Source organism: Halorubrum depositum, from assembly GCF_007671725.1.
In the GTDB taxonomy this organism is placed as follows: domain Archaea; phylum Halobacteriota; class Halobacteria; order Halobacteriales; family Haloferacaceae; genus Halorubrum; species Halorubrum depositum.
Window position 1 is genome coordinate 442,960 of the sequence record NZ_VCNM01000002.1, and the last position, 26,461, is coordinate 469,420.

Below are 26,461 nucleotides of genomic sequence, written 5' to 3' on the forward strand. Positions count from 1 at the left end.
ATGGCGGGAAGCTTCCACCGCGTCGCCTGCGGCGACTGCGAGAACGAACAGGTCGTCTTCGGCAAGGCCTCCTCCGTGGTGTCGTGCGCGGTCTGCGGCACGACGCTCGCGACCCCGACCGGCGGGGAGGCCGAGCTCCACGGCGAGATCGTCGAAACCGTTGAGGCGCGGTAACCGCCTCGCTACCTCCGTATGAAGTACAGCGGCTGGCCCGAACCCGGCGAGTTGGTGGTCGGCGACGTCGACGAGATCGCCGACTTCGGCGTGTTCGTCGACCTCGACGAGTACGAGGAGAAGCGCGGCCTCTGTCACATCAGCGAGGTCGCCTCCGGCTGGATCAAGAACGTCCGCGACCACGTCCGCGAGGGACAGACGGTCGTCGCGAAGGTGCTGGAGGTCGACGAGTCCGCGAACCAGATCGACCTCTCGATCAAAGACGTCAACGAGCACCAGCGGAAGGACAAGATACAGGCCTGGAAGAACTCGCAGAAGGCCGACAACTGGATGCTCATCGCGCTGGGCGAGGACGTCGACGACGACCGCTACACGGAGGTCGCCAACGCGCTCCTCGTCGAGTACGACTCGCTGTACGACGCCTTCGAGGCGGCGGCGATAAGCGGGGACGAGGCCCTCGACGACGTCGACGTCGACGACGACGCCCGCGAGGCGATCGTCGAGGCCGCCCGCGACAACGTCTCCGTGCCGTACGTCGACGTGACCGGCTACGTCGACCTCGAGTCCGCGGCCCCCGACGGCGTCGACGACGTGAAGGCGGCGCTCGAGGCGGCCGAGGGCGACGGCGAGGTCCCCGACGGCGTCGACCTGGAGGTCGGCTACGTCGGCTCGCCCGAGTACCGCATCAAGGTCCGCGCGCCCGACTACAAGACGGCCGAGGACCAGCTGGAGGCGGCCGCGGCCCGCGCCCGCGAGGCGATCGAGGGCCGCGGCGGCGCCGGCGACTTCCACCGCGAGCGCCGCGAGGACGACGAGTAACCCGTTCGGCCGCTTTCCTTTTCCACCCGTGAAATCCGACATCCGCGTCTGCGCGAACTGGGAGACGACCCACGACCGCCCGGTGTACACGCTCGGCGACCGCTGCCCCGAGTGCGACGGCCCGGCCGCGAACAGCGCGCCCGCGCCGTTCAGCCCGGAGGACCCGTACGGAGAGTACCGGCGGCGGGCGCGGCGGCGACGGGAGAGCGAGTAGCCGTCGAGCCCCGTCGGACGGCCGTCCGCCCTCCCGCGACGCCGGAATAGCCACCCTCTTGTGACCGCCGCCCGGACGGATCCGACATGGACGACATCGAGATCGACGAGGTCGCGACGCCGGAGCTCGACGACCCGGTGCTCATCGAGGGGCTTCCGGGCGTCGGCCACGTGGGGAAGCTGGCGGCGGAGCACCTGTTGGAGGAGTTCGACGGCGAGCTGGTCCGCCGCGTGTACACCACGGAGTTCCCGCCGCAGGTGAACGTCGACGGCGACGGCGTCGCGGAGCTGACCTGCGCCGAGTTCCACGCCGTCGAGACCGACGGCGCCGACCTGCTCGTGTTGACCGGGGACCACCAGGCCGGCTCGAACAAGGGCCACTACACGCTCACGACGACGTTCCTCGACGTCGCCGAGGAGTTCGGCGCGACGCGCGCGTACGCGCTCGGCGGCGTCCCGACCGGCGAGCTCGTCGAGGAGTACACCGTGCTCGGCGCGGTGTCCGACGCAGACCTCGTCGACGGGCTGGAGGACGCCGGCGTCGAGTTCCGGCCCGACGAGCCGGCCGGCGGGATCGTCGGCGTCTCCGGGCTGGTGCTCGGGCTCGGCGGGCGCCGCGGCTTCGACGCCGCCTGCCTCATGGGCGAGACGAGCGGCTACCTCGTCGACCCCAAGAGCGCCCGCGCGGTGCTGGAAGTCCTCGAGGCGGTCCTCGACTTCTCGGTCGGCTACGAGAGCCTGGAGGACCGCGCCGAGGAGATGGAGGAGGTCGTCGGCAAGATCCGCGAGATGCAGGACGGCCCCGCGGTGCCGGACGACGACCTGCGGTACATCGGGTAGCGCTCGGCTCGACCGGATCCGACGCGGAACCGATCGCGCGTTCCGGCAACGATAAACCGGACCCCGGTCATCGTTCGTGTATGACCGACGCACGCGTCGCCGGAGTCGGGCTCACGCGCTTCGGGAGCCACGCGGACCGCGCGGGACGCGACCTCTTCGCGACGGCCGCGGAGCGCGCGTTCGAGGACGCCGGCGTCCCGCGAGGGGACGTCGAGGAGCTGAACTACGGGAACTTCATGGGCGCGCTCGCGGAGCACCAGGGCCACCAGGCGCCGCTGATGGCCGAGGCCGCGGGCGTGCGCTGCCCCGCGACCCGGTACGAGTCGGCGTGCGCCTCCGCGGGCGTCGCGGTCCGCGAGGCCGTTCGGACCGTCGCCGCGGGCGACGCCGACGTCGTCCTCGCCGGGGGGATGGAACGCATGACGAACCTGCCGACCGCCGAGGTGACGGAGGGGCTCGCGATGGCCGCCGACGACCTGTTCGAGGTGCGGTCGGGCGTCACCTTCCCCGGCGCCTACGCGCTGATGGCGACCGCCTACTTCGAGGCGTACGGCGGCGAGCGGCGGGACCTGGCTCACGTCGCCTCGAAGAACCACGCGAACGCGGTCCCGAACGAGTACGCCCAGTACCGCCGGGAGGTGTCCGTCGACGACGCGATGGACGCGCCGCCGGTCGCCGAGCCGCTCCACCTCTACGACGCCTGCCCGATCACCGACGGCGCGAGCGCCCTGGTGATCGTCTCCCCCGAGTACGCCGCCGAACACGACGTGGACGCCCCCGTCGCGGTGACGGGCACCGGACAGGGGACCGACCGGATGGCGCTCGGCGACCGCGAGCACCTCGCGCGCACGCCGGCCGCCGACGACGCCGCCGAGGCGGCATACGCGGCCGCCGGCGTGGAGGCCGACGACGTGGACGTCGCGGAGGTCCACGACTGCTTCACCATCGCCGAGGTGCTCGCCACGGAGTCGCTCGGCCTCTTCGAGGTCGGCGAGGGGATCGCCGCCGCCCGCGAGGGGATCACGACCGCCGACGGCGACCTCCCGGTGAACCTCTCGGGCGGCCTGAAGGCGAAGGGGCACCCGGTCGGCGCGACCGGCGGGTCGCAGATCGCCGAGCTGACGCGGCTGCTCCGCGGCGACCACCCGAACAGCGAGCACGTCCCGGACGCCGAGGTCGGCGTCGCGCACAACGCGGGAGGCACCGTCGCCAGCGCGGTCGTCCACGTGCTGGAGGTGGCGGAATGAGCGACGACGGCGCGAGCGAGGACGGCGGGGACGTCGACCTCGCGGAGCGAACGCCGGCGCCGGTCACCGACGCCGACTACGACGAGTGGCTCGACGCGCTCGCGGCCGGCGAGGGGTACGCGCTCGTCTGCCCCGACGGCCACGGGTCGCTCCCGCCGCGGCGGCGCTGCCCGGAGTGCGGGTCGAGCCCGCTCTCGCGGGAGCCGCTCGACGGGACGGGGCGGGTCGAGACGTTCAGCGTCGTCCACGTCCCCTCGCCCCGGTTCGCCGACGACGCCCCGTACGTCACCGCGGTCGTCGACCTCGGGCCGGTCCGAGCGACGGGGGTCCTGCGCGGCGTCGACCCCGAAGGCGACGCGGTCGAAGTCGGGCTGTCGGTCGACGCCGGCGTCGAGGAGCGGGCGACGGACGGGGAGCCGCTGGTCGTGTTTCGGCCGGTTGACGGTGAGTAAGGGAGGCGTAACCGCCGACCGGGTGGCGGCCGACGTTTCCGCTGCTCGACCAAATGGTTATACGATGGTCACTTGTAGTCGTGTCCAATGACCGACCGGATCCGCGTCCTCCACGTCGACGACGACGCCGACCTCGCCGAGGTGACGGGGTCGTTCCTCGAACGCGAGGACGAGCGGATCGCGGTCGAGGCCGCCCCGAACGCGACGGTCGGGCTGGAGCGGCTCGACGAGGGCGGGATCGACTGTATCGTCTCCGACCACGACATGCCCGGACCCAACGGGATCGAATTCTTGGAGCGGGTCCGCGAGCGCGACCCCGACCTCCCCTTCATCCTGTACACCGGGAAGGGGTCCGAGACGGTCGCCAGCGAGGCGATCTCCGCCGGAGTGACGGACTACCTCCAGAAGGGCGGCGGCACCGAGCAGTACGAGATCCTCGCGAACCGGATCGCCGACGCCGTGATGAAGCGCCGCGCGGAGCGCGAGGCCGAACGGACCCGGACGCACCTCCGCGCGATCACCGACAACTCGATGGACGCGATCGTCACCGTCGACGCCGACAGCAGGATCCGGTTTGCGAACCCCGCCGTCGAACGGCTGTTCGGCTACGCGCCGGAGGAGCTGGAGGGCGAGCCGCTGTCGAGGCTGATGCCGGATCGGAAGGTCGAACGACACCACGAGGCGATCGATCGGTACCTCTCGGGCGGCGACCCGACGACGGACTGGTCCGCCGTCGAGTTCCCGGGGCAGCACCGCGACGGCCACGAGGTGCCGCTGTCGATCTCCTTCGGCGAGTTCGAGGAGGACGGCGAGCGCCGGTTCGTGGGGATCATCCGAGACGTGACGGAGCGCGAGCGACACCGCGCGTTCGTCGAGCGGTCCAGCGACATCGTCTCGGCGCTCGACGTCGACGGGACGTTCCAATACGTGAGCCCGTCGGTCGAGTCGCTGCTCGGCTTCGAGCCCGCGGACCTCCTGGGCGAGGACGCGTTCGAACGCGTGCACCCGGACGACCGCGACCGAGTCGTCGAGGTGTTCCGGGAGTCGATCGCCGGCGAGACGACGAACCCGACCGTCGAGTACCGGCTGGAGCGAGCGGACGGCGACTACCTGTGGGTGGAGTCGGTCGGCAGCAACCGGCTCGACGACAGCGGGATCGGCGGGTACGTCGTCAACACGCGCGACGTCTCCGACCGCAAGCGGCGCGAGGAGAAGCTGTCGCGCCTCCGCGAGTGGACGCGGGACCTCAACTACACCCGGACCGTCGAGGAGACGACGGGGCTGGCGGTCGACGCCGTCGACGCCATCGTCGGCGCCGAGCTGAGCGGGATACACCTGCTGAACGACGCGGGGGACGCGCTCGAACCGGTCGCGCTCGCCGAGTCCGTCCCGATGTTCTTCGAGGAGCAGCCGTCGTACGACCGGGACGCGCCGCCGAAGTCGCGGTCGGCGCTCGTTTGGGAGGCGTACCGCGGCGACGAGCCGATCGCGATCGACGAGCTCTCGGCCTCGGACCGGCTCGACGAGGAGACGCCGGCGGAGAGCCTGGTGCTCCACCCGATCGGCGATCGCGGGCTGTTCGTCATCTCCGCGTCGACGGCGAACGCGTTCACCGAGACCGACGTCCTCATCGCCGAGATACTGGCGAATCACCTGGAGGCCGCCCTCGACCGCGTCGACCGCGAGACGCGCCTGGAGCGGCTTCACGACGCCACGCGGAGCCTGATCCAGGCGGGCTCCCGAGAGGAGATCGCGGAGCGCGTCGTCGAGGCCGCGGAGGAGGTACTCGGGTTCTCCGTGACGACCGTCCGGCTCTACGACGAGGACGCGGGCGGGCTTGCCCCGGTCGCCGTCTCCGACATCGCGGGCGACCTCCTCCCGCCTCGGCGCGTGTTCACGCCCGACGACGGCAGCCTCAACTGGGCGGCGTTCGAGGCGGGGGAGCCGCGGCTGTACGACGACATCGAGACCGTCGACGCCGTCGACAACGGGACGGGGCTCAGGAGCCTGCTGATCCTCCCGGTCGGCGAGTACGGGACGATCTCGATCGGGGAGACCGAGCCGGACGTGTTCGACGGCACCGACGAGTTCCTCGCGAAGATACTCGCGACCGCGGCGGAGACGGCGTTCCAGTCGGAGGCTCGGACCGAACGACTCCACCGGCGGAGCGCCGAACTGGAGCGGCAGAACGACCGGCTCGCGGAGTTCGCCAGCGTCGTCTCCCACGACCTCCGGAACCCGCTCAACGTGGCGCAGGGGCGGGTGGAGCTGGCCCGCGACGAGTGCGACTCGCCGCACCTCGACGCCGCCGTCGGCGCCCACGAGCGGATGGACGGCCTGATCAGCGACCTGCTCACGCTCGCTCGCGAGGGCGAGCGCGTGAGCGACACGGAGCTCGTCGCGCTCGACGCCGTCGTCGAGTCCTGCTGGCTGAACGTCGACACCGGGGACGCGACGCTCTCGGTCGAGACCGACCTCACGCTGCACGCCGACGAGAGCCGCCTGCAACAGCTATTGGAGAACCTGATGCGCAACAGCGTGGAACACGGTCGTTCGAGAGACGGCACCGCCGTCTCTCGTGATGACGAAAACTCCGAGACGGAGTTTTCGAACCATTCCACGGGCGGCCGGGCGGAGCCCGGCGACGCCGTCGGTCAGGGCGGCGACCGCGTCGTCGTCGCGGTCGGCGCCCTGACCGACGGCGACGGGTTCTTCGTCGCCGACAACGGGCCCGGAATCCCGCCCGACGAGCGGTCCGACGTGTTCGACGTCGGCTACTCGACCTCGCGGGAGGGGACGGGGTTCGGCCTCCGGATCGTCGAGCAGGTGGCGACCGCGCACGGCTGGGACGTGCGGATCACGGACGACCCCGAGCTCGGCGGCGCCCGGTTCGAGGTGAGCGGCGTCGACGTCGCGGAGCGAGCGGTCGAAGAGTAGACGTCGCGGGGCGGGGCGGCCTACTCCCGGACGAGCAGTTCGATCTCGTGGCCGTCCTGGTCCTTCGTGAACGCGTAGTTGTGGTCGCAGGAGGCGGGGTCGCGGTAGTCCGGCGCCTCGCGGGTCATCAGCGTCTCCCACGCCTCGTCGAGGTCGTCGACGCGGACGCAGAGGTGGCCCCAGCCGTCCCCCATCGTGTACTCGCGGCCGTCGTAGTTGTAGGTGAGCTCCAGCTTCATCGCCTCCTTCGGGGCGTCCTCGGGGGCCATGAAGTAGTTCGAGAAGCTGTCGGCCTCCCAGCGGCCACTCGGCTGCTCCGCGTACTCGAACTTGCGGGTCCAGTAGCCGAGCGCCTCGTCGGCGTCCTCGACGCGGATCATCGTGTGGTCGATGCTCCACTTCTCGCCGTAGTCGCGCTTGACGATCTCGATCTCGTGGCCGTCCGGGTCCTTCACGAACGCGTAGCGGTCGCCGCAGGACTCGGGGTCGCGGTAGTCCTCGACGCCCTCGTCCATCAGCTGGTCGTACGACTCCTGGAGCGCGTCCTCGGGCACGCGCACGGCGATGTGGCCCCACGCGTCGCCGATCTCGTACGCGTGATCGCCGTGGTTGTAGGTGAGCTCCAGCAGCGCGCCGTCCTCGTGGACGTCCTCGGGGCCGAGGTAGACGTTGGTGAACGTGTCGGCCTCCCAGCGGCCCTTCTCCTCGTAGTTCAGGTGCGTCTGGTACCAGTCGAGGCTCTCCTCTAAGTCCTCGACGCGGATCATCGTGTGGTCGAAGGTTCCGTCCATACCCGACGGATCGGCCGCTCGCCTCAAAAGCGTACTGAAGGGGTCGCGGCCGACTCGGACCGCCGCCGAACCGCCGACGGCCGACTCACCCGGATCGAACTGGCTAGGTCGGGAATAAAACGACCACTATTATCAATTTATTTATTCATTTTACTATGTATAAATAGGTTCGGTGGTTCGAATATAGATGGCGGGTGCCACCGACAGTCGGGGCGCCGGCCGCGAACAATGTCAAACAAGACAGATCCGCCGTCGGAGTTCATCGACGGCACCGACTCGCCGAATCGCATCGAACCGTTCCCGTCCGAGACGCCACCGCGCGCCTCGACGGCGTCTACGCCGCCGCGTCGAGAGTCCGCGGCCCCGAAGGGCGCGTCTCCGGCCGCGGTCGGGACGACCACCGACCCCATGCGCCTCCTCGGCGCGTTCGCGTCGGGTGCCCCGTTCATCGCGCTCGTTGCGGCCGTCGAGACGCTCATCGCGACCGTCCTGCTGGGCGTTCAGCTGACGGCCGCCCCGGTGGTCGTCGCACTGGTTACCTTCGCGGTGTACACCGTCGACCACGTCGCCGACGCCGACGCCGACGCCGTCTCGACCCCGCACCGGGCGCTGCTCGCCCGGCGCTACGGGGACCAGCTGATGATCGCCGCCACGCTCGCGTACGGTACCGCGGTCGCGCTCGCGATCACCGGCGGACCGCTCGCGCTCGCCGTCACGCTGCTTCCCGGTGCGTTCTGGGTCGCGTACGCCTCCGACTGGCTGCCCGACCTCGGCCAAGCCGTGAGCGCCGCCCTCTCAGCCGTCGTCCCCCGCGGTCGGCTCAGCCCCGGGGCGGCCGCGGGTGCGACCGACGGCGGGCGCCGCTACGTCCCGCGCCTGAAGGACGTGCTCGTCGTCAACTCCGTCGTCGTCGCCGCGGGGTGGGCGACCGCCCTCACGTTCCTTCCCGTCGCGTTCACCGGGGCGGCGGTCGGACCGGCCGTTCCCGTCGTCTTCGCGTACTTCTTCCTGCGGTCGTTCGTCGACGCCGAGCTCCCGAACGTCCGGGACGTCGCCGCCGACACGGCGGTCGGCGTCGAGACGCTCCCCGTCGCGGTCGGCGTCGTCCGAACCCGGCGGCTGCTGTACGGCGTCGACCTCCTCGCGGCGGGCGCCGTGACGGCCGCGGGCGTCGCGGGCCTGCTCGCGTGGCCGCTCGTCGGGGCGCTCGGCGTCGGCGTCGCCGCGTCGGTCTGCGTCACCTCGCTCGCCGGCCGGATCGACGACGCGTCGGTCCTCGGCGTCGCGCCGGACTGCACCTACCTCCTCGTCGGCGTCGCGATCGCGGGGGTGACCCTGGTCGGTTGATCCGCGTCCGACTTCGATCAGCGGCCGATCGGGGATGCCAAATCGACAGAGCAAAATGATTTATATCTCCTTCTTCTGGAATAAACAGTGATCGGGCTGAGTCCGCTCTCCGTCGCGCTGCTCGCCGCGGTCGTGACCGGCACGTCGGCGGCGATCCTCGCGTGGCGGGAGCGGCCGGAGGCGGGCGCGACGTGGCTCGCGCTGCTGCTCGTCGGGCAGGTGTGGTGGACGACGTTCCTCGTCTTCGAGCTGGAGGCGTCGACGCTCGCCGCGAAGGCGCTGTGGTACGACGTGCAGTGGCTCGGCGTGGTGGTGGTCCCGGTGGGGTGGCTGCTGTTCGCGCTGGAGTACACGGGCCGCGACCGGTACGTGCGGCCAAGCGTCGCGGCGGCGGCCTGCGTCGCGCCGGCGATAACCGTCCTCGTGGTCGCGACGGGCGACCCGGCCGGACTCGTCGTCGCCGACCGCGAGGTCGCCGACACCGCCGTCGGCTCGTTCCTCCGCGTCGACCCCGGACCGTGGTACTACGTCATCGCCGGCTACACCTATCTGCTCGGGCTGATCGGGTCGGTCCCCATCCTCCAGCTCGTCCGCGACGACGCCCGCTCGTTCCGCGGACAGAGCGCGGCGCTGCTCATGGGGACGGCCGCGCCGTGGGTCAGCAGCCTCCTCCACATCACCGGAGCGATCCCGGTGCCCGGGCTCGACCCGACGCCGCTCGCGTTCGCCGTCTCCGGGGTCGCGTACCTCCTCGCGCTCTCGCGGTTCCGGCTGCTCACGCTCACGCCCGCGCCGCGCCGCCGGGCGCGGCAGCTCGTCTTCGAGCAGCTCCACGACCCCGTGTTCGTCGTCGGCACCGAGGGCCACGTGCTCGACCTGAACCGCAGCGCCGCCGACGTGTTCGAGGTCGACCGACGGACGGCGGTCGGCGAGGCGGCGGGCGCGGTCGTGCCCCGCTACGACGCGCTCGCGGGCGAGCGGGGCGACGTCGGGCCGCTCTCGATAGTGGGGCGAAACGGCCGCAGACCGTACGAAGTCACGGTGCGACGCGTGACCGACGACCACGGCCGGGCGGTCGGCCGCCTCGTCGTCTTCCACGACGTGGGCGAGTACCTCGGGCAGCAACAGCGGCTGAACGTGCTCAACAGGGTGTTCCGCCACGACGTCCGGACCGAGACGAACCTGATCCACGGCTACGCCGACCGGCTGACGGAGGACCCGAGCGACGAGCGGGCGCTGTCGGTCGTCAAGGAGAGCGCCTCGCGGATCCTCGGTCTCAGCGAACGGACCCGGACCGCGAGCGAGCTGTTCGACCCGGTCTCGGAGCCGGAGTCGCCGATACCGCTGTCCGAGGTCGTCGACGAGGCGGTCGCCGACCTCCGCGCGGAGTTCCCCGACGTTCGGGTGTCGATCGACGGCGACGTGCCGGACGTGCGCGTGCCGGCGACCCTCCGCGTCGTCGCGGCGAACCTCTGTTCGAACGCGGTCGAGCACAACGACGCGGACGCGCCGTCCGTGTGGATCGAGGCGACCGTCTCGAACGGCTGGGTCGAGCTCTCCGTCGCCGACGACGGCCCGGGGATCGACCCGGCGGAGTACCGGGTCCTGGCGCACGGCGCGGAGACGCCGCTGGAACACGGCAGCGGGATCGGCCTGTGGATCGTGAAGTGGGGGATCGACCAGGTCGGCGGGAGCGTCTCCTTCGCGGAGCGGGAGCCGCGCGGGACGGTCGTCACGGTCTCCGTCCCCGTCGGCGAGTCGGCTCCGGCCGACGGGAGAGAGACGGAGCGCGGCGAGACGCTCGCGTCCGCGGACTCCGCGGGTGCGGGTCGGTAGACGAGGGCGACAGCCGCGGGCCGATAGGCGCGAGTCGGTGGGCACTAGTTCGAGCCGACCGACCGGTCGGTATGGACGCCACCTACCTCCCCTACGCGCTCCTCGCGATGGGCGCGTACGCGCTCGTCTCGCCGCTGATGCGGGTCGCGACCACGGGACCGGACGCGGTCCCGAGCGACGTCGCCGTCGTGATCTCCAACACCCTGCTCATCTGCATGGCCGTCGGCGTGCTCGCGTACACCGGTCAGGGGTTCGCGGTCCACCTCGGCTCGCCGAAGATCCTCCACGTGCTCGCGGCCGGGGTGTTCCTCGGGATCGGCATCCTGGCGCTGTATCGCTCGCTCGCGTTAGGGCCGGTGAGCGTCGTGACGCCCATCTTCGCGATGTTTCTCGTCTTCTCGTCGGTGATCGGCTTCCTCTTCCTCGGCGAGTCGTTCACGGCCCGCAAGGCGCTCGGGATCGTCCTCGCCGCGGCGTCGGTGTACCTCGTCTCGGGCGCCTGAACGCCGCCGCGTTCGCCTCCGCCGCAGTCGACCGATCCGGAAACTCCCGCCGCGTGACGAAATCCCTTTAGCGCCCACCGGGAAAGGGGCGTACCCGCAGTGGTCCGCCTCCCGAACCCCTTCCGCGCGCTCATCCTGTACATCGGCTTCGCCCTCGCGAGGGCGGGGCTGATCGACCGCCACCGGGTGGTCCGGACGACGGACCTCGCGTGGCCGCGGATCGTCACGGGGATCGCCCGGATGTCGAAGAACGCCGTCGACGTCGCGATGGTCGGCGTCGCGGTCGGCACCAGCGCGGTCGCCGGCGTCGGCTTCGCCGGCCCGTACTGGGGGCTCTCGTTCGCGCTGGGCGGCGGCGTCGCCGGCGGTACCATCGCCTTGGTATCCCAGCGCTACGGCGCCGAGGCGTACGTCGAACTCGGCGACGCGGTGCGGTCGAGCGTGCTCTTGGCCGTCGCGATCACCGTTCCCGTCAGCGCGGCGTTCTGGCTGTACGCGCCGGCATTTATCGACGTCCTGAGTAGCAACGAGGCCGCGATCGCGCTGGGGGCCGACTACCTCCGGATCGTCGGCCTCGGCGTACCGTTCGCCGCCCTCAACCTCGTCGGGAGCCGCGTGCTCGTCGGCTGCGACGACGCGTACACCGCGATGCAGGTCCGGGCCGGCGGCGCGGTCGCGAACGTCGTCCTCAGCGCGCTGTTCATCTTCGGCTTCGGCTGGGGGGTCGAGGGCGCCGCGGTCGGCACCGTCCTCTCGAACGTCCTCGCCGTCGCCGGCTTCACCGTCGGGATCGTCCGCGGCAGCGCCCCGCTGATCGGCGAGTTCCCGGTCGCCGTCGACCCCTTCGGCTCCTACCTGAACCCGAAGATGCTCCGCGACCTCGTCGAGATCGGGCTCCCGGTCGGCGCGCGCAACCTCGTGTGGACGGCCGCGGAGTTCCCGATGTTAGCGATCCTCGACGTGTTCGGCGAGAACACGGTCGCCGCGTTCGTCATCGCCCGGCGCATCTGGGGGATCATGAACACGCCCGGCTGGGGGTTCGGCCTCGCCTCCTCCAGCCTTGTCGGGCAGGAACTGGGCGTCGAGGACCCCGGCGAGGCCGAGGCGTACGCCCGCGACATCATCCGCTTCTCCGTGGCGACGTACGTCGTCTCCGCCGCGCTGATCGCCGTCTTCGCGACCGACATCGTGACGCTGTTCGCGGAGAGCCCGCAGAGTCCGGAGGTCCCCATCGCCGTGAACCTCGTGTACGCCGCCTGCGTCGCCGTCGTGTTCCAGGGCGTCTCGGGCGGGGCGGCGGGGCCGCTCGACGCGGCCGGCGACACGAAGATCCCCTTCGCGAGCCAGTTCCTCGGGATGTTCTGCGTCTCGATCCCGCTCGCGTACGTCGGGGCCAACGACGCGACGCCCGCGATAGACGTGCCCCTGACCGGGCTCACGGTCCCGGAGGTCGCGCTCCCCGCGATCGGGCTGTGGGGCCTCTACCTGGCGTTCCTCGCGGAGACGACGATCCCCGCCGCGATCAACTACTGGCGGTTCCGCTCCGGGAAGTGGAAGGGGATAAGCGAGGCGTACCGGCCCGAGGCGTCCGCGGACGACTGAGGGCCGTCACCGCCGCGGTCGGCCGACCGGGGCCGACCGGGGCCGACCGCGGCCCGACGATCGAAAGCGTCAGCGTTTATGGCTCGCTCCGCCTTTCGGAACCAATGAGCGTTCCCTGCGTCGCCGTCGAGCGCGAGCGCGGCGAGGCCGTCCGCGAGCGCCTCGCCGAGGCGGGCGTCCTCGACGGCGACCACGAGATCGCGGTCGATGGCGACGCGATCTACATCCCGGTCGTCGACCCCGACGCCGTCCCCGCCGACCTCGACGCGACGATCGTCGAGCGCGACGCCGCCGAGCGCGATCGCCCGCTGACTCCGGCCGAGATACTCGGGTACGAGCCCTCGCTGGAGCGGCTCGGCGACATCGTCATCGTCGACGAAGACGACGACGAGCGCGCCCGCGAGATCGCCGACGCGGTGATGGCCTCCGACGTGCCCTGCGAGACGGTGCTCAACCGCGCCTCCCCGATCGAGGGCGAGCTCCGCGTCCGTCGGTGGGACGTGTTGGCCGGGAACGGCACGGAGACGGTCCACCGCGAGTACGGCCACGAGTTCCTGCTCGACGTCGCCGAAGTGTACTTCTCGCCGCGGCTCGCCACCGAGCGCCACCGCGTGGTCGAGCAGGCGGAGTCGGGCGAGACCGCGATCGATATGTTCGCCGGCGTGGGCCCCTACGCGGTGCCGTTGGCGTCCCGCGGCGCCGACGTCGTCGCCTGCGACCTCAACGAGCGCGCCGTCGAGTACCTCCGCGAGAACGCGGCCCGCAACGGGGTCGCCGACCGCGTGACCGCGATCGCGGGGGACGTGCGCGACCTCGTCGGCGGCGCGGACGGAGCGATCGACTACGCCGACGCGGCCGACCGGCTCGTGATGAACCTCCCGCACTCCGCCGACGAGTTCCTCGACACCGCCGTCGCGCTGGCCGGCGATGACTGCGTGGTCCACTACTACGACATCCAACACGAGGACGACCCGTTCGGTCCCGGAACGCGGGCGATCCGCGAGGCGGCCGGCGACGACTACGACGTCGTCGTCGAGACCGAGCGCGTCGTCAGGTCGTACGCGCCCCACGAGTACAACGTCTGTCTCGACGTCAGGCTGACGCGAAACTGAGACTCGGCAGGACGTTCTCTCCCGGGACGCTCATGACGCCCGCGGCACCACGGCCCCGCGACCCCGTGGCTCGGCAGGTGGCGCTCCCGCCGGCAACCGCCGACGGGATCGAGTACGGATCGACAGCGCGACAGCCGTCCCGCCCGGGAACGAGCGGGCCGGGACGGCACGGCCCGTCACATGACAAGAGACCACGGCCGGCGGAGCGTCGGGGCCAGAGGCGATTTCGCGCTTGGCACGTCGGAGACGTGGATCACACGGCGGCCGCGGTGGATCGCTGATAGTGGTGACCGCCACGTCGAGTCGCCGTGGGGGTGCGACCGACGGGACTACCGACGCCCGGCACGGGCTTCGACCGGACACGCACCGTCGAGGGGGTCGATCCCCGCTGTCGCGGTGCGACCACACTACGATGGAGATTCAAACAAGTATTTATGCCTTTTCCTTATATACTTGTGATTTACACCAGATAAACAGACGTGTCTAATAAGTAATCCTAGTATTTTGAAACGGACGGAGATTGTCTGATTTCGTCGCGTGATCCGCCGTTTTCGAGAGACGGCCGCGCGGTCGTGCCCCGCGCCGTCGTCGTTTCGGAACCCTTATTTTGCCGTTCGGGAATTGTTAGACGCGCGCCGGGGTAGCTCAGCTGGCAGAGCGATTCCTTCGTAAGGAATAGGTCGGGGGTTCAAATCCCTCCTCCGGCTCTTTTGACGGAACAATACGGAATCGAAGAGCGGCGCGATCCCGCGATCAGGTCCGCCGTTCGGTGATCCCCGCCACCGCGACGCCGGCGGCGACGAGCATGACGCCGATGAGCGCGTTCAACGCGAGTCCGATCGATTCGCCGGCGGCCGCGTTCGCGAGCCCGACGTACAGGAAGAACGCGGCGACCGCGGCGTGGAGGGCGAAGACACCGGTCGGCGCGTTCGCCCCGAGGGTGAAGCCGATCTCCATGCCGATCGTACGCCGGTTCCGGTGAAAAACGACCGGGTCCCGGAACGCTCGTTCCACCGTTCCGACTCGTCGCGGCGATCCGCGATCGGCCCGCAGACGGGGCGTCAACGCCGAACGCGCTCTCGTCTCGAATCTGATCGTTCGTCTACCCATTCGGAGACGGGATACCGTATTCTATAAAGAATAATAGGCCCGAGACTATGTTACTTGCCACCAAATCCCGTAATATGCGACCACAATCCGAGAGCGAGGGACAGGAACTGTACGAGTGTTTCGAATGCGGGGCGCGCACGGACTCCGGCGGCACGTGCGAGTGCGGCGGCGAGCTCAAACACCTCGGTCGGTCGCGGGATCTCTGACCCGGGTCGAGCGCCGGTGACGGGTCGGTCTGCCCGCCGGAGCGACGGTCCGACGCGTCACTCGTCGTCTTCGTCGGTGTCGCCGGCGGCGTCGCCCTCGCCGGCCGCGTCGTACTCGGGCAGGGAGAGCACGTTCTCGCGGCCGAGCCGGAACCCGTCGAGGTCGCCCTCGTCGCGGAGGCCCGTCACGACCTGGCTCGTCTTGGCGGCGGTCCAGTCCAGCTCCTCGGCGACCCGCTTCTGTTTCATCCGGCCGCCGTTCGCCTCGACGAGACGGATCACCTGCTCCTCGTTGCTCAACAGGTCCTCGTCGACCGGCGGCGCCGTCCCGTCGGCGTCCTCCTCCGCGTCGCTCCCCGGCTCGCCATCCCCGGCGTCCGAGCCACTGGCCGCGGCGGTGGCGCCCGCGTCGATCGTTCCGTCGCCGTCCACCGCCCCTTCGGCCCCGCCGGCTGCGTCGGCTTCGGTCGCCTCCGCCGTCGTCCCGCCCGCGTCTAACGCTCTCCACGGGCGCCGTCGGTAACCGATCGCGGCGACGACCGCCGCCGCAAGTACCCCGAGCGCGACGAGCGGGAGCGGCCCAGCGGCGAGCCCCTCCGGCTCGACGGTCACGCGAGGCTCCCCCTCCGTGAAGTCGACCGGTCCCTCCCAGACGACGGCGTCGTCGCGGGTCTCCGTCGGCGACGGGGACGCCTCGCCGAGCCGGTAGCCGTCGTCCCACGACACGATGAGCGACGTGCTCTCGTCGAGGAACAGCGCGTCGATGGCGTCTCCCACGAGGAGGCGGTCGTCCTCGACCGCCGCGAAGTTGCTCCATTCGAACCGGTACGTCAGGACGCCGTACGACTGCGGGAGCTCGCGCCGCTCGGCGGTCACCGTGACGTTCGTGACGTTCATCTCGCGGCCCGTCGCGTTCTCGGCGGCGGTCGCCGTCGTGCGCATCCGATCGCCGAACCGAGTGATGTACGCGTCCGGGTTCGACTCCACGTCCGCGCGGAGCTCCTCGAAGGCCTGTCGCTCGTCGTCGCTCGCGAGACGGATCCGGTACTGGGTCTCCCAGACCGCGTCGCCGTCGGGCTCGAGATCGACCTCTATCAGGACGTCGTCCGGGCTGACGTCCATCTGGTCGAACCCCCCTGGCGGGAGGCCCGCACCGCTCTGGGCGGCCCCGACAGACACGAGGCCGGCGCCGGCGGCGAGCACGACGACGAGAAGGAGCACCGTTCGCTGCACGGACGGACTGTTACGAGGCACGGATAAATCGCTTCCCATCTCCGAAGCGAGGTCGGGAACGGATCGGGCGGCTCGGCGAGCGCCCGAAGCGACCGCTTCGGTCCGTCTCGGTCGCCTCGTATCGCGGTCGGAGCCGTGGCGACCTATCCATCGACGCCGCCGACGATTTCCCGGACGAAGTCGACACCGCCCGTTAGCGGTCCGACGAGGCGATCCGCGACGGCGTCGACCGCGCCCGCGGCGTTGGCGCCGGGGACGGAATCGCCACCGGCGCCGCGGTCGCCACCGGCACCTCGGTCGTCATCGGCGCCGGGCGGGGACGGATCGTCGCGCGGAGGCGTCGCGTTCCCTCCGTCTGCACCGTCTGCACCGTCTGCACCGTCGCCTCTTCGACCGGCACCGTCGCTCGGGTTCGCCGAACCGTCCATCGGGGTGCCGGCCGCGTTCGTCGAGCCGTCGGTCGCGTTCGTTCCGTTGCCGTCGTCGCCCGCCTCGCCGCCGCGGTCGGACGGTCCGTCACCGGCCGGTCCGCCGCCGACTCCGGGAGCGTCGCCGCCCTCACCGGCTCCCGGGCCGGTTCCTGACCCCGGACCCGCGTCCGCCGGCGGCCCGCGTCGCTCGGACGCCAGCGGGCCGCCCACGTCGTTACCGGCGACGCCGCGGGCGATCGCCGCGACCTCCGGGCCGCTCGCCTCACCTGCCCGATCGCGGAGCTCGCCGAGGCGTTCCTCGTTCAGGCCGCGGTCCGCCCTGACCGACTCGGGCAGCCCGCGAGCGACGTCGGCGCTCCGGTTCGCCTCGCGTTTGACCGTCTCGGCCCGGGCGCCCGTCTCGGCCATCCGGGCGGCGAACTCGCCGCGAGTCAGCTCGCCGGCCTCGCGGCGCTCGCGGAGCTCCCGCTGGCGTCGTTCGATCTCGGCCAGCCGCTCCTCGGTGCGGTTCAACCGCTCCGCGACCAAGTCGGCGCGCTCCTCAGGGGTCTCCGTCCGATTGAGCCCGACCTCGAACGCCCGCGAATCGACCTCGCCGGCGATCTCGGCCCGCTGGACCCCGATCACCCCGGAGAGGCGCTCTCCGGGACTGATGTCGGTTCCGTTCGCCGTCTCGTTGCCCTCGCCCGTCTCGTTCGTCGCCGCCGGGTCGTCCTGCGCGACGGCCGTCCCGACGGGGCCGGCCGCGGCGATCCCGGCGACGCCGACCAGCACGACCACGGCGACGAGGAGCGCGGTTCCTCGGTTCATCACCTGAGGGTACGCGACGTATCCGTATATAAACCGATCTCCGTTAAGTCGGATCAACCCGGATTAAACGCGGGACGGCGTCGGGAGGGCCGTGACCGGGGAGACCCCCGGCGCGATCGACGTCCGGCTCAGTACGACTTCGCGAAGTAGGCGGTCCGTTCCGCGTCCTCGCCGCAGATCGCGCACGTCTCGTCGTGGCCGCCGTCGACGAGGGGGTCCTCCTCCTCGAACGGCACCATCACGATCTCGGCGGCCATCGGCTCTTTAATCGGCTCTTCGCACTCCTCGTCGCCGCACCACGGCGCCTTCACGTAGCCGCCGTGCTGGCCGAGCGTGCCTAAGATTCCGGCGCGGTCGTCTGCCTCGCGGACCTCGCCGTCGAGCGTCCCCTCGGCGGCCGCGTACAGCTTCGCGTACACCTCGTCGAGGTGGTCGCGGACGGTCTCGGCGACGCCCTCGCGCTCCTCGACGACGCTGTCGCCGTCGGGCCGGTGGACGAGCGTGAGCTCGCCGTCCTCGACCTCGTGGGGGCCGATCTCGATCCGGAGCGGGACCCCGTTGAGTTCGTGCTCGTTGAATTTGAAGCCGGGGTTGCGCTCGTCGCGGTCGTCGAGCTCGACGCGGACGCCGGCGTCGTCAAGGTCGTCGACGACCTCCTCGGCGTACTCCAGCACGTCGTCTTTGGTGTCCTCCTGCCAGATCGGGACGACGACGACCTGCTCGGGGGCGACGCCGGGCGGGAGCACGAGCCCCTGCTCGTCGGAGTGGGTCATGATCAGCGCGCCGAGCGCGCGCCACGAGAGCCCCCACGAGGTCGTGTGCGCGAGCCGCTCCTCCTCGTCCTCGTCGGAGAAGGTGATGTCGAACGCCTCCGCGAACGACTGCCCGAGGTGGTGAGAGGTCCCGGCCTGCACCGTCTTCCCGTCGGGCATCAGCGCCTCGACGGTGGTCGTCGTGTCGGCGCCGGGGAACTTGTCGTGGTCGGGCTTCTGCCCCTTCAGGACGGGCAGCGCCAGCAGGTCCTCGTAGACGGACTCGTACTGGTCGAGCCGCGTCATCGTCTCCGCCCACGCGCCATCGCTCGTCGCGTGCGCGGTGTGGCCCTCCTGCCAGAGGAACTCCTTCGTGCGGAAGAACGGCTTCGTCTCCGTCGCCTCCCAGCGCACGACCGAGCACCACTGGTTCACGCGCAGCGGGAGGTCGCGGTGGCTCCGCACCCACTGGGAGATGTACGGCGTGATGATCGACTCGGAGGTGGGCCGGACCGCGAGCCGCTCTTCGAGCTCCTTCGTTCCGGCCTCGGTCACCCACGCGACCTCGGGGTCGAACCCCTCGACGATGTCCTTCTCGCGCTCGAGGTACGACTCGGGGATAAAGAGGGGGAAGTAGGCGTTCTGGACGCCGGTGTCCTTGAACTTCGCGTCGAGGAACCCCTGCAGGCGCTCCCAGACGGCGTACGCGCGCGGCCGGGTGACGATGAACCCGCTCATCCCTTCCGGGCCGTAGTCGGCCAGCCCCGCCTTCTGTACGACCTCGGCGTACCACTCGCCCGTGTTGTGAGACTTGGACTCGGTGATGCCGAGCTCCTGGTCGTCGTCGCTCATTGTCGTGTGAAGGGTCGGTCGCGGGCTTAAAACGTCCGAAGCCTGGCGAGTCGTTCGGACGCGGCCGCGCGGCGCCGACACGGGTCGGGGACCCCGCCGACCGTCGACGCCCGCTCGTTTCAGGCCGCGGGAACGCAGAGAAACGTTAACCCCTCCCCGGCGCCTACCGCCGGTATGGACCTGTCGGGGCTGCGTCGGTACACGCCCGAGGAAGTGACCCGGGCGCGCCGCGAGGCGGCGGTGCTGGCGCCCGTCGTCGAGCGCGGCGGCGAGGCCCACCTGCTGTTCACGAAGCGCGCGGCCCACCTCGGGGAACACCCCGGCCAGATGAGCTTCCCGGGCGGCGGACGCGAACCGATCGACCGGACCCTGACCGACACCGCGCTCCGCGAGGCCCGCGAGGAGGTCGGCATGCGGCCGGACGAGGTCGACGTCGTCGGACGGCTCGACGACACCCGGAGCTCCTCCGCCTATCGGATCCGACCGTTCGTCGGCGTCGCGCCCGACCGCGAGTACGTTCCCGACGAGTCGGAGGTGGCGGAGGTCGCTGTCCTCCCCGTGAGCGGGCTGACCGACCCCGCGAACTACGAGTCGGAGCGCCGCCTCGGCCACCCGGAGTACGGCGACCACCGGGTCCACTTCTTCCACGTCGGCGGCTACACCGTCTGGGGCGTGACCGGCCGGATGGTCGTCCAACTGCTGGAACGGACGACCGACTGGCGCGCCCCCGAGGAGGTCGATCGGGAGGTCGGGGCGGACGCGGAGCTCCCGATCTGAGTGCGGACCGGTCCCGAACGAGCGTTTTTAGTACGTACCAGCAAAATCCGCCGGCGTGTCCGATCTCGTCGAGACGCTCCGCGGCGTCGACGGCGCCGAGGCGCGCGTGATAGCCTCTCTCGACCCCCTCGATTTCACGATCGAGTACGTTCGCACGGAGCTCGAATCGCGGTACTCCGACCGGGACCTCGAGTCCGCGTATCGGCTGATCATGGCGAACCAGGTCACCGGCGACGAGTTCAAAGCGCTCATCGGCGAGGAGTTCGAGGTACAGACCCTCTTCTTCGAGAACGTCGTCGTGCTCGTGTTGCCCGCGGCGCGCTACGAGGCCGTCTTCGCGTCGTTCGACCGCGAGGACCCGTTCCCGATCACCGATCTCATCGACGCCGCCGGTCGGCTCTGACCGGGGCGGAGGAGAGACACCCGCACGCCGTCTCGCGTCGCCTCACTCCGCCGGTTCGACCTCCAGCCGCAGCGCGACCGGCGCGCCCTCCGCGAGCGCGGCGACGAGGTCGCGGTCGAGGTCGGCGGCCGCGCCGTCGCCGTCGACGAGGATCGTGCGCTCGTCGTCGGTGTAGTCGCTCGTCCGCCCGACCATCGAGCGGTCGTCGAGGAGCGCGAGACCGGGATCCCCGCGCCCGACGATCCGGTCGACGTACGTGGGGTCCGCGAGGTCGACCGCCTCGGCGTCCGGCTCTCCGACGGCGATCGTCGCGGCGATCGCCGCGTCCGCGTCCCGGCACGCCTCCCGGAACGCCGCCGAGAAGTCGCGGGGGGTGCGATCGGCCTCGACGCCGACGATGCAGTCGCCGGCGGGCGTGAGCCAGTCGTCGGACGTGAGCTCGAAGGTGCTCGCGTGCTCGGCGGTGACGTGCTCGTGGCCGGTCGCGCGGACGACCTCGACGAGGGGGTCGACGTCGTCGATCTCGCTCTCGGCGTCGCTCATGCTCGACGAGTCGGCGGCGACGGGACAAGTGAGCGTCGGTTCAGGCGTCCGTCGCTTCGGACGTCCGCCGCTTGGGGCGGTCGCCGCCTCAGGCGTCCGCGCCCTCCGCGAGCGCGGGGATCAGCCGGGCCGGGTTCTTCGCGAGGACGCGGCGCATCAGGTCCTCCGAGACGTCGAGGGTGAGCACCTCCATCACGCCGACGTTCGGGTGGACGTCGGGCGCGCCGGAGCCGAAGAGGACGCGGTCCGGGTGCTCCAACACGCCGCGCTCGAGGACCTCCCGGTAGCGCACGGCGCTCGTGTCGACGTAGAGCCGGTCGTGCTCGTCGAGCAGGTCGAGCGTCTCGTTCATCAGGTCGGCGTCGAGCGGGTAGCCGCCGAAGCTCGCGAGGACGAGCGGGAGGTCGTAGCCGAGCAGCTCGCGCTCGACCGCCTCGGGCGGGAACTCCCTGCCCGCGTGGACGATGAGCGGGAGGTCGGCCGCCTCAAGCCGCGTCAACACGTCCTCGTTCGGGAGGCCGTCGACGTGGGGGACGAGCGTGAACCCGTGGAACCGGTCGTCGTAGGAGTACTGCTCGACGTCGTCCGGCCTGGCGTGGTGGTCGTCCCGCTCGGCGCGGAGGTTCCGGACCGCCGCGATCGGGCCGTCGCCCGGGTCTCGCGGACCGTTGAGCCGGGCGAACGCGACGAACGGTCGGTCGATCGAGAGCCGCGCGACCGCGTTGTTCGCCCGGAGGTAGCTCCGCCCGGGGGCGCGTCGGCCGGGGCTCGCGACCGCGCGCACGACGCCCGCCTGCAGCATCTCGCGCTCCAGCCGCTCGGGGGAGATGTCCCGGCCGTGCGTGGCGACCGAAGACTCGTCGGGGTCGAGCGTCGCGCGGGTGTCGACGATCCGGAAGTCGTGTTCCAGCCCGAGCATCTACCCGTCCGTCTCGGAGGACCCGCATGTGCCTGTCGGTCTCACGCGCGCCGCCGGGGGAGGCCGCGGCCGGTCGCGCCCGCCCTCACGGCCCCGCGGTCGAGACGATCTTCACCACGTCGCCCTCACCCAGTTCGTGACCCTCGCCGATCCGCCGCGAGGAGCGCGCGTCGACCGCGTGGAGGTACCCCTCGCCGATGTCGGTGTGGACCGCGTACGCCAGGTCCGGGGGCGTCGCGCCCGACGGGAGGAGGAAGGCGTCGGGGAGGACGTTCCCCGTCCCGTCCGTCCACTTCGAGGCGTCCTGCACCGGGTACACCGTGATCCGGTCGAGCAGGTCGTAGACGGCGGCGTTCAGTGCGGTCTGGACCCCGGTCCCGCCGTGTTCGCTCATGGCGTCGCGGATCGCGTCGAGCCCGCGGCGCTGCTCCGCCGAGACGTCGCCGACGATCTCGAAGCCGTCGTCGCCGGGGTCGTAGTCGACGACGCCCGCCTCGGCCGCCCGGCGCAGGCCCAGCTCGCCGTCGGCAGTCGCCGGGACCACGGGCTTGTCCGTCCCCTCGCGGATCCGGTCGAGCGCCCCGTCGGGCGCGGCGTCGACCTTGTTGGCGACGACGACGATCGGCTTGGTGCGCCGGCGGACCGCCCGCGCGAGCGCCTCGCGGTCGTCGCCGCTCCACGCCTTCGGATCGTCGGGGTACTCCAGCCCGCGGAGGACCGCCGTCACGTCGTGCTCGGTCGCGCCGAACCCGGTCAGCAGGTCCGTCACCGACTCCTCTAAGTCGAAGTCGGGCGAGCGCGACTTGCGCTCGACGCTCTCCCAGTTGCGGTCGACGATACCCGCGAGCCACAGGTCCATCTCCTCCTCGACGAAGTCGACGTCGTCGAGGGGGTCGTGCGAGCCGACCTCGACGGGCTCGCCCTCGGCGTTCGTCGCGCCCGAGGCGTCGACGACGTTCAACACGACGTCGGCGTTCGTCAGCTCGTCGAGGAACCGGTTGCCGAGCCCCTTCCCCTCGTGTGCGCCGGGCACGAGCCCGGCCACGTCGAGGAGCTCGATCGGAACGTATCGCTTCCCGTCGCGGCAGTTCTCCGTTCCGCAGCGCTCCTCGCGGTCGAGGCAGGGGCACTCGGTCCGGACGTGCGTGACCCCGCGGTTCGCGTCGATCGTCGTGAACGGGTAGTTCGCGACGTCGACGTCGGCCATCGTCGCGGCCGTGTAGAAGGTGGACTTCCCGGCGTTCGGCTTCCCCGCCAACGCGACCGTGATCATGGTCGTGGGTCGCGGCGCGGCGAAAAGCGCCTTTCGGTCGGCCGGGCCGCGGTCGGCGTTCCCGCCGCCGTCGCCCCCGCCGCGAGGGTCACGAGAACTCGACGAGGTCGTCGTCGACGCCGCGGAGGCTCTCCGCGAGCCGCGAATCGGGCGGAACGGCGTCGAGGAACGCCTCGGAGCCGAACGAGGCGTCCCCGTTGACCGACACCATCCCCAGGTCGGCGGGGTCGCCGTCGAGACCGGTGAGGAACGCGACGGTGCGGACCGCGGGGACGTCGTCGACGCGGGCCGCGACGTCGACGGAGCCGTACAGCGAGCGGTGCGTGGCCACGTGGTGGACGCAGGTCGGCGTCGGCGCGAACAGCAGCAGGTAGCGCGCGCCCGGCTCGGTGCGGCCCAGCTTCGGTCGGATCGCGTGGCGGTCGTCGGCGTGGAAGTACCGCTCCATCCGCCGGTACTGCCGCAGTATCTCGTTCGCGCCGGTCGCGTGGCGCACGGCGGCGTCGCCCTTGAGCTCGATCACGTGATCGACGCGCTCTGGCGTCCGCAGGCGGACGTAGACGTCGACGACCCCGCGGCGGCCCTCGGCGTCGTACGGCTCCTCCAGCCGGACCTCCGGGTCGTCGTGGGCGGCCGCGTAGTGGTCGACGACGCGCGTCGCCAGTTCGTCCTCCCGCATACGTCGCGACCTCGGCGCCGACGGAGAATAAAGGCGCCGCCGCGGGGCCGGGACCGCCGCGCCGGAACCCGACGTTTGGACCCCCGGATCCTTCTCCCGATCCGGGTTTCGTCAAGGGGTTTGTAAGGCTCGAACCCCTACAAACAGTGATGTCTGATAGACTGAGTAGACGGCGGTACGTCGCCGGAACCGGAGCCGCGCTCGCCCTCGGAACGATCGCCGGCTGTTCCGGCGGCGGTGGGGACGGCTCCGACGGTTCAGACGGCTCCGACGGTTCAGACGGCTCCGACGGCGGGTCGGGCGGCGCCGGGGAGCCCCTCGACGACGTACCCAGCGAGATCGACGACCACCTCTCGGAGGCCCGGCTGTACGAGGGCACCATCGCGGACTACACCGGGCAGGACGAGGTCACCGTCTCCGTCGGCGCCGGCGAGGGGCTGGCGTTCGATCCCGCGGCGATCCGGATCAGCTCCAGTACGACCGTCGTCTGGGAGTGGACCGGCGAGGGCGGCGCCCACAACGTCGCCTCCGTGGAGGGCTCCGAGTCCGACTTCGAGAGCGGAAGCGCGGTCAGCGAGGAGGGAACGACCTTCGAGCAGTCGTTCGACAACACCGGGATCCAGCTGTACCGGTGCACGCCTCACGAGGGAGTCGGGATGCTCGGCGCCATCGAAGTCGTCGAGTAACGCCGGTCCGCTTTCTCCGCGGGTTCCGACGTTTTGAACGTCGTCGACACCCACAGCCGCGGGTCCGACTCCGACTCACGGGAGGAACGACCACCGCACGTCGACGATGCGGTCGTGCTCGCTCGTCACGGTCGGGCGCGCGAGGTGGTCGTTCGCGTTGACTCCCGCCTCCGCCAGCCCGGTGAGCGCGTCTTCGAGCGACCGGTCCGAGCGTTCGACGGACGAGTCGCGCTCGTAGGGGGCGTCGATCGGCTCGTCGGGCGTGTTCGCGACGTCGACCGCGTCCGCGAGGTCACCGCCGATGGCGCGCGGCGGCTGGTGGAACCGCCAGTCGCCGACCGTGAGGAACAGCCAGACGTCGCCGTTGATGGCGTGGTACTCGCCGGTGACGCGCGCGTCCTCGTGGGCGACGACCCGCGACAGGACCGCCGTCTTCGTCCGGTAGAGGGCGTCTTTTCGGGCGGAACGGACGTTGCTCTCGGTGACGTCGCCGCGGTCGTAGGCGGCGGTCGCCTCGTCGGCGAACTGCTTGGCGACCTTGTTGACGACGTACAGCGATTCGAGCAGATCGTCCGTCGGTTCGAGCGGATTCACGGTGGCGCCTCGGTGCGTTATCGTCGCGAGTTCGGCGCGTCGAGGCAAAAGGCGTTTCGGGGACGGCCGAGGGCCGCTCGGCGTCCGCCGTCGCGCCCGGACGGCCGGCCGGCGCCCGGTCGGATGGTTAATTCTTTAAGCACACGGACGAAGGTGAGGGCAAGCAATGTCGGACGACTCGCTCAAACTGTACACAGCGATCTACGTCGCGCTCCTGGTCGCGGCGACGCTGAATTTCGTTCTCTTCGAGGCCACGTTCCTCAACTTCACGTACGCCCAGGCGCTCGGCGGGACGCTGGTGATCGCGACGGTCAAGACGCTGCTCATCGTCGCCTACTTCCAGCACCTCCGGTGGGAGAACCGCTCGCTCACCTACGTGATGGCGCTCGCGCTCGCGCTCACCATGCTGCTGATGGCCGCGGCGACGTACTCCATCTCGTAACGCGGTCTCCCTTCTTCTCAGCCGCCACCGCCTCATCCCTCGCCGTCTCCGGTCGATTCCAGTGCAGCAGTTCTGACACGTTCGGCCGTGTTTTTTGTACTCGTACGCGCACAGTACCCGTATGCAACTCCGCGACGCCACCGCAGCCGACGTCGACGCGATCCGGGAAGTCGCCCGCGAATCGCTGCTCGCCTCCTACGGCCACGCCGTCGACGAGGCGCTGCTCGCCGAGGCTGTCGACGAGTGGTACGACCCCGACGACCTCGTCGCGGACGTCGGCGACGAAGGGACGGTGTGTCCCGTCGCCGTCGTCGACGACGACGTGGTCGGGTTCGCCGAGAGCTACGTCGTCGGGCGCCGCGAGCGGGTCGGCGAAATCGACTGGCTCCACGTCCACCCCGACCACCGCGAGTCCGGGATCGGCTCCGCGCTCCTCGAGCGCGTGGAGGCGGAGCTCCGGGAGGCGGACGTCGACCGCATCGAGGCTCGCGTCCTCGTCGCCAACGAGGCCGGCACAGCGTTCTACGAGGGCGAGGGGTACGAGCTCGTCGGGGAGCGCCGCGTGGAGATCGGCGAGGAGACGTTCGACGAGCGCGAGTACCGCAAGCAGATCAGCCGGCTGACCGGCATCTCGGAGGGCGTCGTCGAGACGGACGCCGGCGACACCGTCTACGTCGCCTTCGACGAGAGCGAGCGCGGCTCCGACGGCCCGTTCTACGTCGCCTACGCCGACCCGGACCGGGAGCGCCGCTACGGCTACTTCTGCGGGAACTGCGAGGGGACCGACGTCGCCATCGACACGATGGATCGCATGGAGTGCGGCGACTGCGGGAACCGACGGAAGCCGTCGCGCTGGGACGCCGCCTACTGAGTCGCGC

The 26,461-nt window shown here is 70.9% G+C and carries 28 protein-coding genes and 1 tRNA gene; 19 read left to right on the forward strand and 10 right to left on the reverse strand.

Features of this window, described 5'->3' with window-relative positions:
• The 7 genes from FGM06_RS09615 to FGM06_RS09645 all read left to right on the forward strand — a co-directional run bounded on the left by FGM06_RS09615 (position 1) and on the right by FGM06_RS09645 (position 6,682).
• Positions 1–174 carry a 30S ribosomal protein S27e gene (locus tag FGM06_RS09615; protein WP_008004084.1) on the forward strand — a complete coding sequence of 58 codons (174 nt, stop codon included), beginning with the start codon at positions 1–3 and terminating at the stop codon, positions 172–174.
• 18 nt (positions 175–192) lie between these two features.
• Positions 193–993 carry a translation initiation factor IF-2 subunit alpha gene (locus tag FGM06_RS09620; protein ID WP_144799040.1) on the forward strand — a complete coding sequence of 267 codons (801 nt, stop codon included), beginning with the start codon at positions 193–195 and terminating at the stop codon, positions 991–993.
• A gap of 28 nt (positions 994–1,021) precedes the next feature.
• Complete coding sequence (locus FGM06_RS09625; protein WP_144799041.1) at positions 1,022–1,207, forward strand: RNA-protein complex protein Nop10; 186 nt, start codon at positions 1,022–1,024, stop codon at positions 1,205–1,207.
• Between the two features lie 86 nt (positions 1,208–1,293).
• A complete protein-coding gene (locus tag FGM06_RS09630; RefSeq protein WP_144799042.1) occupies positions 1,294–2,046 on the forward strand; it encodes a proteasome assembly chaperone family protein in 753 nt (250 codons plus the stop codon).
• A gap of 80 nt (positions 2,047–2,126) precedes the next feature.
• Positions 2,127–3,293, forward strand: coding sequence for a thiolase domain-containing protein (locus FGM06_RS09635; RefSeq protein WP_144799043.1), 1,167 nt, complete (start codon positions 2,127–2,129; stop codon positions 3,291–3,293).
• Entirely contained in the window at positions 3,290–3,745 is a 456-nt protein-coding gene (locus tag FGM06_RS09640; protein ID WP_144799044.1) for a Zn-ribbon domain-containing OB-fold protein, read from the forward strand. The genes FGM06_RS09635 and FGM06_RS09640 overlap by 4 nt, the downstream gene beginning before the upstream one ends.
• Before the next feature lie 87 nt (positions 3,746–3,832).
• Positions 3,833–6,682 (forward strand): hybrid sensor histidine kinase/response regulator, encoded by a 2,850-nt coding sequence (locus tag FGM06_RS09645; RefSeq protein WP_144799045.1) that lies wholly within the window; start codon positions 3,833–3,835, stop codon positions 6,680–6,682.
• Between the two features lie 20 nt (positions 6,683–6,702).
• On the opposite strand, the gene FGM06_RS09650 is transcribed toward FGM06_RS09645, so the two are convergent.
• Entirely contained in the window at positions 6,703–7,473 is a 771-nt protein-coding gene (locus FGM06_RS09650; protein WP_144799046.1) for a VOC family protein, read from the reverse strand.
• A 228-nt stretch (positions 7,474–7,701) separates the two neighbouring features.
• Here FGM06_RS09650 and FGM06_RS09655 point away from each other — a divergent pair, with 228 nt between their 5' ends.
• From FGM06_RS09655 to FGM06_RS09680, 6 genes are all read left to right on the forward strand, one after another.
• Positions 7,702–8,820, forward strand: coding sequence for a UbiA family prenyltransferase (locus FGM06_RS09655; protein ID WP_144799047.1), 1,119 nt, complete (start codon positions 7,702–7,704; stop codon positions 8,818–8,820).
• Positions 8,821–8,907: 87 nt separating this feature from the next.
• Positions 8,908–10,656, forward strand: coding sequence for a sensor histidine kinase (locus FGM06_RS09660; protein ID WP_144799048.1), 1,749 nt, complete (start codon positions 8,908–8,910; stop codon positions 10,654–10,656).
• Between the two features lie 71 nt (positions 10,657–10,727).
• On the forward strand, positions 10,728–11,159 hold the full coding sequence (locus FGM06_RS09665) for an EamA family transporter (RefSeq protein WP_144799049.1): 432 nt from the start codon (positions 10,728–10,730) through the stop codon (positions 11,157–11,159).
• Between the two features lie 99 nt (positions 11,160–11,258).
• Positions 11,259–12,761, forward strand: coding sequence for an MATE family efflux transporter (locus FGM06_RS09670; RefSeq protein WP_144799050.1), 1,503 nt, complete (start codon positions 11,259–11,261; stop codon positions 12,759–12,761).
• Between the two features lie 104 nt (positions 12,762–12,865).
• The gene (locus FGM06_RS09675) at positions 12,866–13,873 is read left to right on the forward strand and encodes a class I SAM-dependent methyltransferase (protein ID WP_144799051.1); all 1,008 of its coding nucleotides are present in this window, start codon (positions 12,866–12,868) and stop codon (positions 13,871–13,873) included.
• Positions 13,874–14,507: 634 nt separating this feature from the next.
• Positions 14,508–14,580: transfer RNA gene (locus FGM06_RS09680), tRNA-Thr, on the forward strand.
• Between the two features lie 46 nt (positions 14,581–14,626).
• On the opposite strand, the gene FGM06_RS09685 is transcribed toward FGM06_RS09680, so the two are convergent.
• Positions 14,627–14,830 (reverse strand): hypothetical protein, encoded by a 204-nt coding sequence (locus FGM06_RS09685; protein WP_144799052.1) that lies wholly within the window; start codon positions 14,828–14,830, stop codon positions 14,627–14,629.
• 227 nt (positions 14,831–15,057) lie between these two features.
• On the opposite strand from FGM06_RS09685, the gene FGM06_RS09690 reads away from it, so the two are divergent.
• On the forward strand, positions 15,058–15,189 hold the full coding sequence (locus FGM06_RS09690; protein WP_144799053.1) for a rubrerythrin-like domain-containing protein: 132 nt from the start codon (positions 15,058–15,060) through the stop codon (positions 15,187–15,189).
• 57 nt (positions 15,190–15,246) lie between these two features.
• On the opposite strand, the gene FGM06_RS09695 is transcribed toward FGM06_RS09690, so the two are convergent.
• The 3 genes from FGM06_RS09695 to proS form a co-directional block, all read right to left on the reverse strand.
• Positions 15,247–16,422, reverse strand: a complete 1,176-nt coding sequence (locus tag FGM06_RS09695; RefSeq protein WP_144799054.1) for a helix-turn-helix transcriptional regulator — start codon at positions 16,420–16,422, stop codon at positions 15,247–15,249.
• A 143-nt stretch (positions 16,423–16,565) separates the two neighbouring features.
• On the reverse strand, positions 16,566–17,663 hold the full coding sequence (locus tag FGM06_RS09700; RefSeq protein ID WP_144799055.1) for a hypothetical protein: 1,098 nt from the start codon (positions 17,661–17,663) through the stop codon (positions 16,566–16,568).
• A gap of 128 nt (positions 17,664–17,791) precedes the next feature.
• Complete coding sequence (proS, locus tag FGM06_RS09705) at positions 17,792–19,267, reverse strand: proline--tRNA ligase (protein ID WP_144799056.1); 1,476 nt, start codon at positions 19,265–19,267, stop codon at positions 17,792–17,794.
• Positions 19,268–19,441: 174 nt separating this feature from the next.
• Between proS and FGM06_RS09710 the strand changes: the two genes are divergently transcribed.
• Both FGM06_RS09710 and FGM06_RS09715 read left to right on the forward strand, forming a co-directional pair.
• Positions 19,442–20,044: an NUDIX hydrolase gene (locus FGM06_RS09710; protein ID WP_144799057.1), complete on the forward strand. Its 603-nt coding sequence runs from the start codon at positions 19,442–19,444 to the stop codon at positions 20,042–20,044.
• A 55-nt stretch (positions 20,045–20,099) separates the two neighbouring features.
• Positions 20,100–20,447, forward strand: a complete 348-nt coding sequence (locus FGM06_RS09715; protein WP_144799058.1) for a hypothetical protein — start codon at positions 20,100–20,102, stop codon at positions 20,445–20,447.
• Between the two features lie 42 nt (positions 20,448–20,489).
• On the opposite strand, the gene FGM06_RS09720 is transcribed toward FGM06_RS09715, so the two are convergent.
• The 4 genes from FGM06_RS09720 to FGM06_RS09735 all read right to left on the reverse strand — a co-directional run bounded on the left by FGM06_RS09720 (position 20,490) and on the right by FGM06_RS09735 (position 23,861).
• Entirely contained in the window at positions 20,490–20,990 is a 501-nt protein-coding gene (locus tag FGM06_RS09720; RefSeq protein WP_144799059.1) for a DUF371 domain-containing protein, read from the reverse strand.
• Between the two features lie 88 nt (positions 20,991–21,078).
• On the reverse strand, positions 21,079–21,909 hold the full coding sequence (locus FGM06_RS09725; RefSeq protein ID WP_144799060.1) for an amidohydrolase family protein: 831 nt from the start codon (positions 21,907–21,909) through the stop codon (positions 21,079–21,081).
• A gap of 85 nt (positions 21,910–21,994) precedes the next feature.
• A complete protein-coding gene (locus FGM06_RS09730; RefSeq protein ID WP_144799061.1) occupies positions 21,995–23,182 on the reverse strand; it encodes a redox-regulated ATPase YchF in 1,188 nt (395 codons plus the stop codon).
• An 88-nt stretch (positions 23,183–23,270) separates the two neighbouring features.
• Entirely contained in the window at positions 23,271–23,861 is a 591-nt protein-coding gene (locus FGM06_RS09735) for a hypothetical protein (RefSeq protein ID WP_144799062.1), read from the reverse strand.
• A gap of 149 nt (positions 23,862–24,010) precedes the next feature.
• Here FGM06_RS09735 and FGM06_RS09740 point away from each other — a divergent pair, with 149 nt between their 5' ends.
• Complete coding sequence (locus FGM06_RS09740; RefSeq protein ID WP_144799063.1) at positions 24,011–24,547, forward strand: halocyanin domain-containing protein; 537 nt, start codon at positions 24,011–24,013, stop codon at positions 24,545–24,547.
• A 75-nt stretch (positions 24,548–24,622) separates the two neighbouring features.
• On the opposite strand, the gene FGM06_RS09745 is transcribed toward FGM06_RS09740, so the two are convergent.
• On the reverse strand, positions 24,623–25,141 hold the full coding sequence (locus FGM06_RS09745; RefSeq protein ID WP_144799064.1) for a hypothetical protein: 519 nt from the start codon (positions 25,139–25,141) through the stop codon (positions 24,623–24,625).
• A gap of 166 nt (positions 25,142–25,307) precedes the next feature.
• On the opposite strand from FGM06_RS09745, the gene FGM06_RS09750 reads away from it, so the two are divergent.
• Both FGM06_RS09750 and FGM06_RS09755 read left to right on the forward strand, forming a co-directional pair.
• Positions 25,308–25,583 (forward strand): cytochrome C oxidase subunit IV family protein, encoded by a 276-nt coding sequence (locus FGM06_RS09750; protein WP_144799065.1) that lies wholly within the window; start codon positions 25,308–25,310, stop codon positions 25,581–25,583.
• Positions 25,584–25,704: 121 nt separating this feature from the next.
• The gene (locus FGM06_RS09755) at positions 25,705–26,454 is read left to right on the forward strand and encodes a GNAT family N-acetyltransferase (protein ID WP_144799066.1); all 750 of its coding nucleotides are present in this window, start codon (positions 25,705–25,707) and stop codon (positions 26,452–26,454) included.
• Positions 26,455–26,461: the final 7 nt, after the last annotated feature.

Excerpts from the sequence above, each read along its gene's own strand:
- FGM06_RS09720 (WP_144799059.1), bottom strand. The coding sequence starts at position 20,990 with ATGAGCGACGCCGAGAGCGAGATCGACGACGTCGACCCCCTCGTCGAG.
- FGM06_RS09740 (WP_144799063.1), top strand. The coding sequence starts at position 24,011 with ATGTCTGATAGACTGAGTAGACGGCGGTACGTCGCCGGAACCGGAGCC.
- FGM06_RS09690 (WP_144799053.1), top strand. The coding sequence starts at position 15,058 with ATGCGACCACAATCCGAGAGCGAGGGACAGGAACTGTACGAGTGTTTC.
- FGM06_RS09615 (WP_008004084.1), top strand. The coding sequence starts at position 1 with ATGGCGGGAAGCTTCCACCGCGTCGCCTGCGGCGACTGCGAGAACGAA.
- FGM06_RS09735 (WP_144799062.1), bottom strand. The coding sequence starts at position 23,861 with ATGCGGGAGGACGAACTGGCGACGCGCGTCGTCGACCACTACGCGGCC.
- FGM06_RS09725 (WP_144799060.1), bottom strand. The coding sequence starts at position 21,909 with ATGCTCGGGCTGGAACACGACTTCCGGATCGTCGACACCCGCGCGACG.
- FGM06_RS09755 (WP_144799066.1), top strand. The coding sequence starts at position 25,705 with ATGCAACTCCGCGACGCCACCGCAGCCGACGTCGACGCGATCCGGGAA.
- FGM06_RS09630 (WP_144799042.1), top strand. The coding sequence starts at position 1,294 with ATGGACGACATCGAGATCGACGAGGTCGCGACGCCGGAGCTCGACGAC.
- FGM06_RS09620 (WP_144799040.1), top strand. The coding sequence starts at position 193 with ATGAAGTACAGCGGCTGGCCCGAACCCGGCGAGTTGGTGGTCGGCGAC.
- FGM06_RS09685 (WP_144799052.1), bottom strand. The coding sequence starts at position 14,830 with ATGGAGATCGGCTTCACCCTCGGGGCGAACGCGCCGACCGGTGTCTTC.
- FGM06_RS09645 (WP_144799045.1), top strand. The coding sequence starts at position 3,833 with ATGACCGACCGGATCCGCGTCCTCCACGTCGACGACGACGCCGACCTC.
- FGM06_RS09710 (WP_144799057.1), top strand. The coding sequence starts at position 19,442 with ATGGACCTGTCGGGGCTGCGTCGGTACACGCCCGAGGAAGTGACCCGG.
- FGM06_RS09675 (WP_144799051.1), top strand. The coding sequence starts at position 12,866 with ATGAGCGTTCCCTGCGTCGCCGTCGAGCGCGAGCGCGGCGAGGCCGTC.
- FGM06_RS09730 (WP_144799061.1), bottom strand. The coding sequence starts at position 23,182 with ATGATCACGGTCGCGTTGGCGGGGAAGCCGAACGCCGGGAAGTCCACC.
- FGM06_RS09655 (WP_144799047.1), top strand. The coding sequence starts at position 7,702 with ATGTCAAACAAGACAGATCCGCCGTCGGAGTTCATCGACGGCACCGAC.
- proS (WP_144799056.1), bottom strand. The coding sequence starts at position 19,267 with ATGAGCGACGACGACCAGGAGCTCGGCATCACCGAGTCCAAGTCTCAC.
- FGM06_RS09700 (WP_144799055.1), bottom strand. The coding sequence starts at position 17,663 with ATGAACCGAGGAACCGCGCTCCTCGTCGCCGTGGTCGTGCTGGTCGGC.
- FGM06_RS09650 (WP_144799046.1), bottom strand. The coding sequence starts at position 7,473 with ATGGACGGAACCTTCGACCACACGATGATCCGCGTCGAGGACTTAGAG.
- FGM06_RS09665 (WP_144799049.1), top strand. The coding sequence starts at position 10,728 with ATGGACGCCACCTACCTCCCCTACGCGCTCCTCGCGATGGGCGCGTAC.
- FGM06_RS09640 (WP_144799044.1), top strand. The coding sequence starts at position 3,290 with ATGAGCGACGACGGCGCGAGCGAGGACGGCGGGGACGTCGACCTCGCG.
- FGM06_RS09750 (WP_144799065.1), top strand. The coding sequence starts at position 25,308 with ATGTCGGACGACTCGCTCAAACTGTACACAGCGATCTACGTCGCGCTC.
- FGM06_RS09635 (WP_144799043.1), top strand. The coding sequence starts at position 2,127 with ATGACCGACGCACGCGTCGCCGGAGTCGGGCTCACGCGCTTCGGGAGC.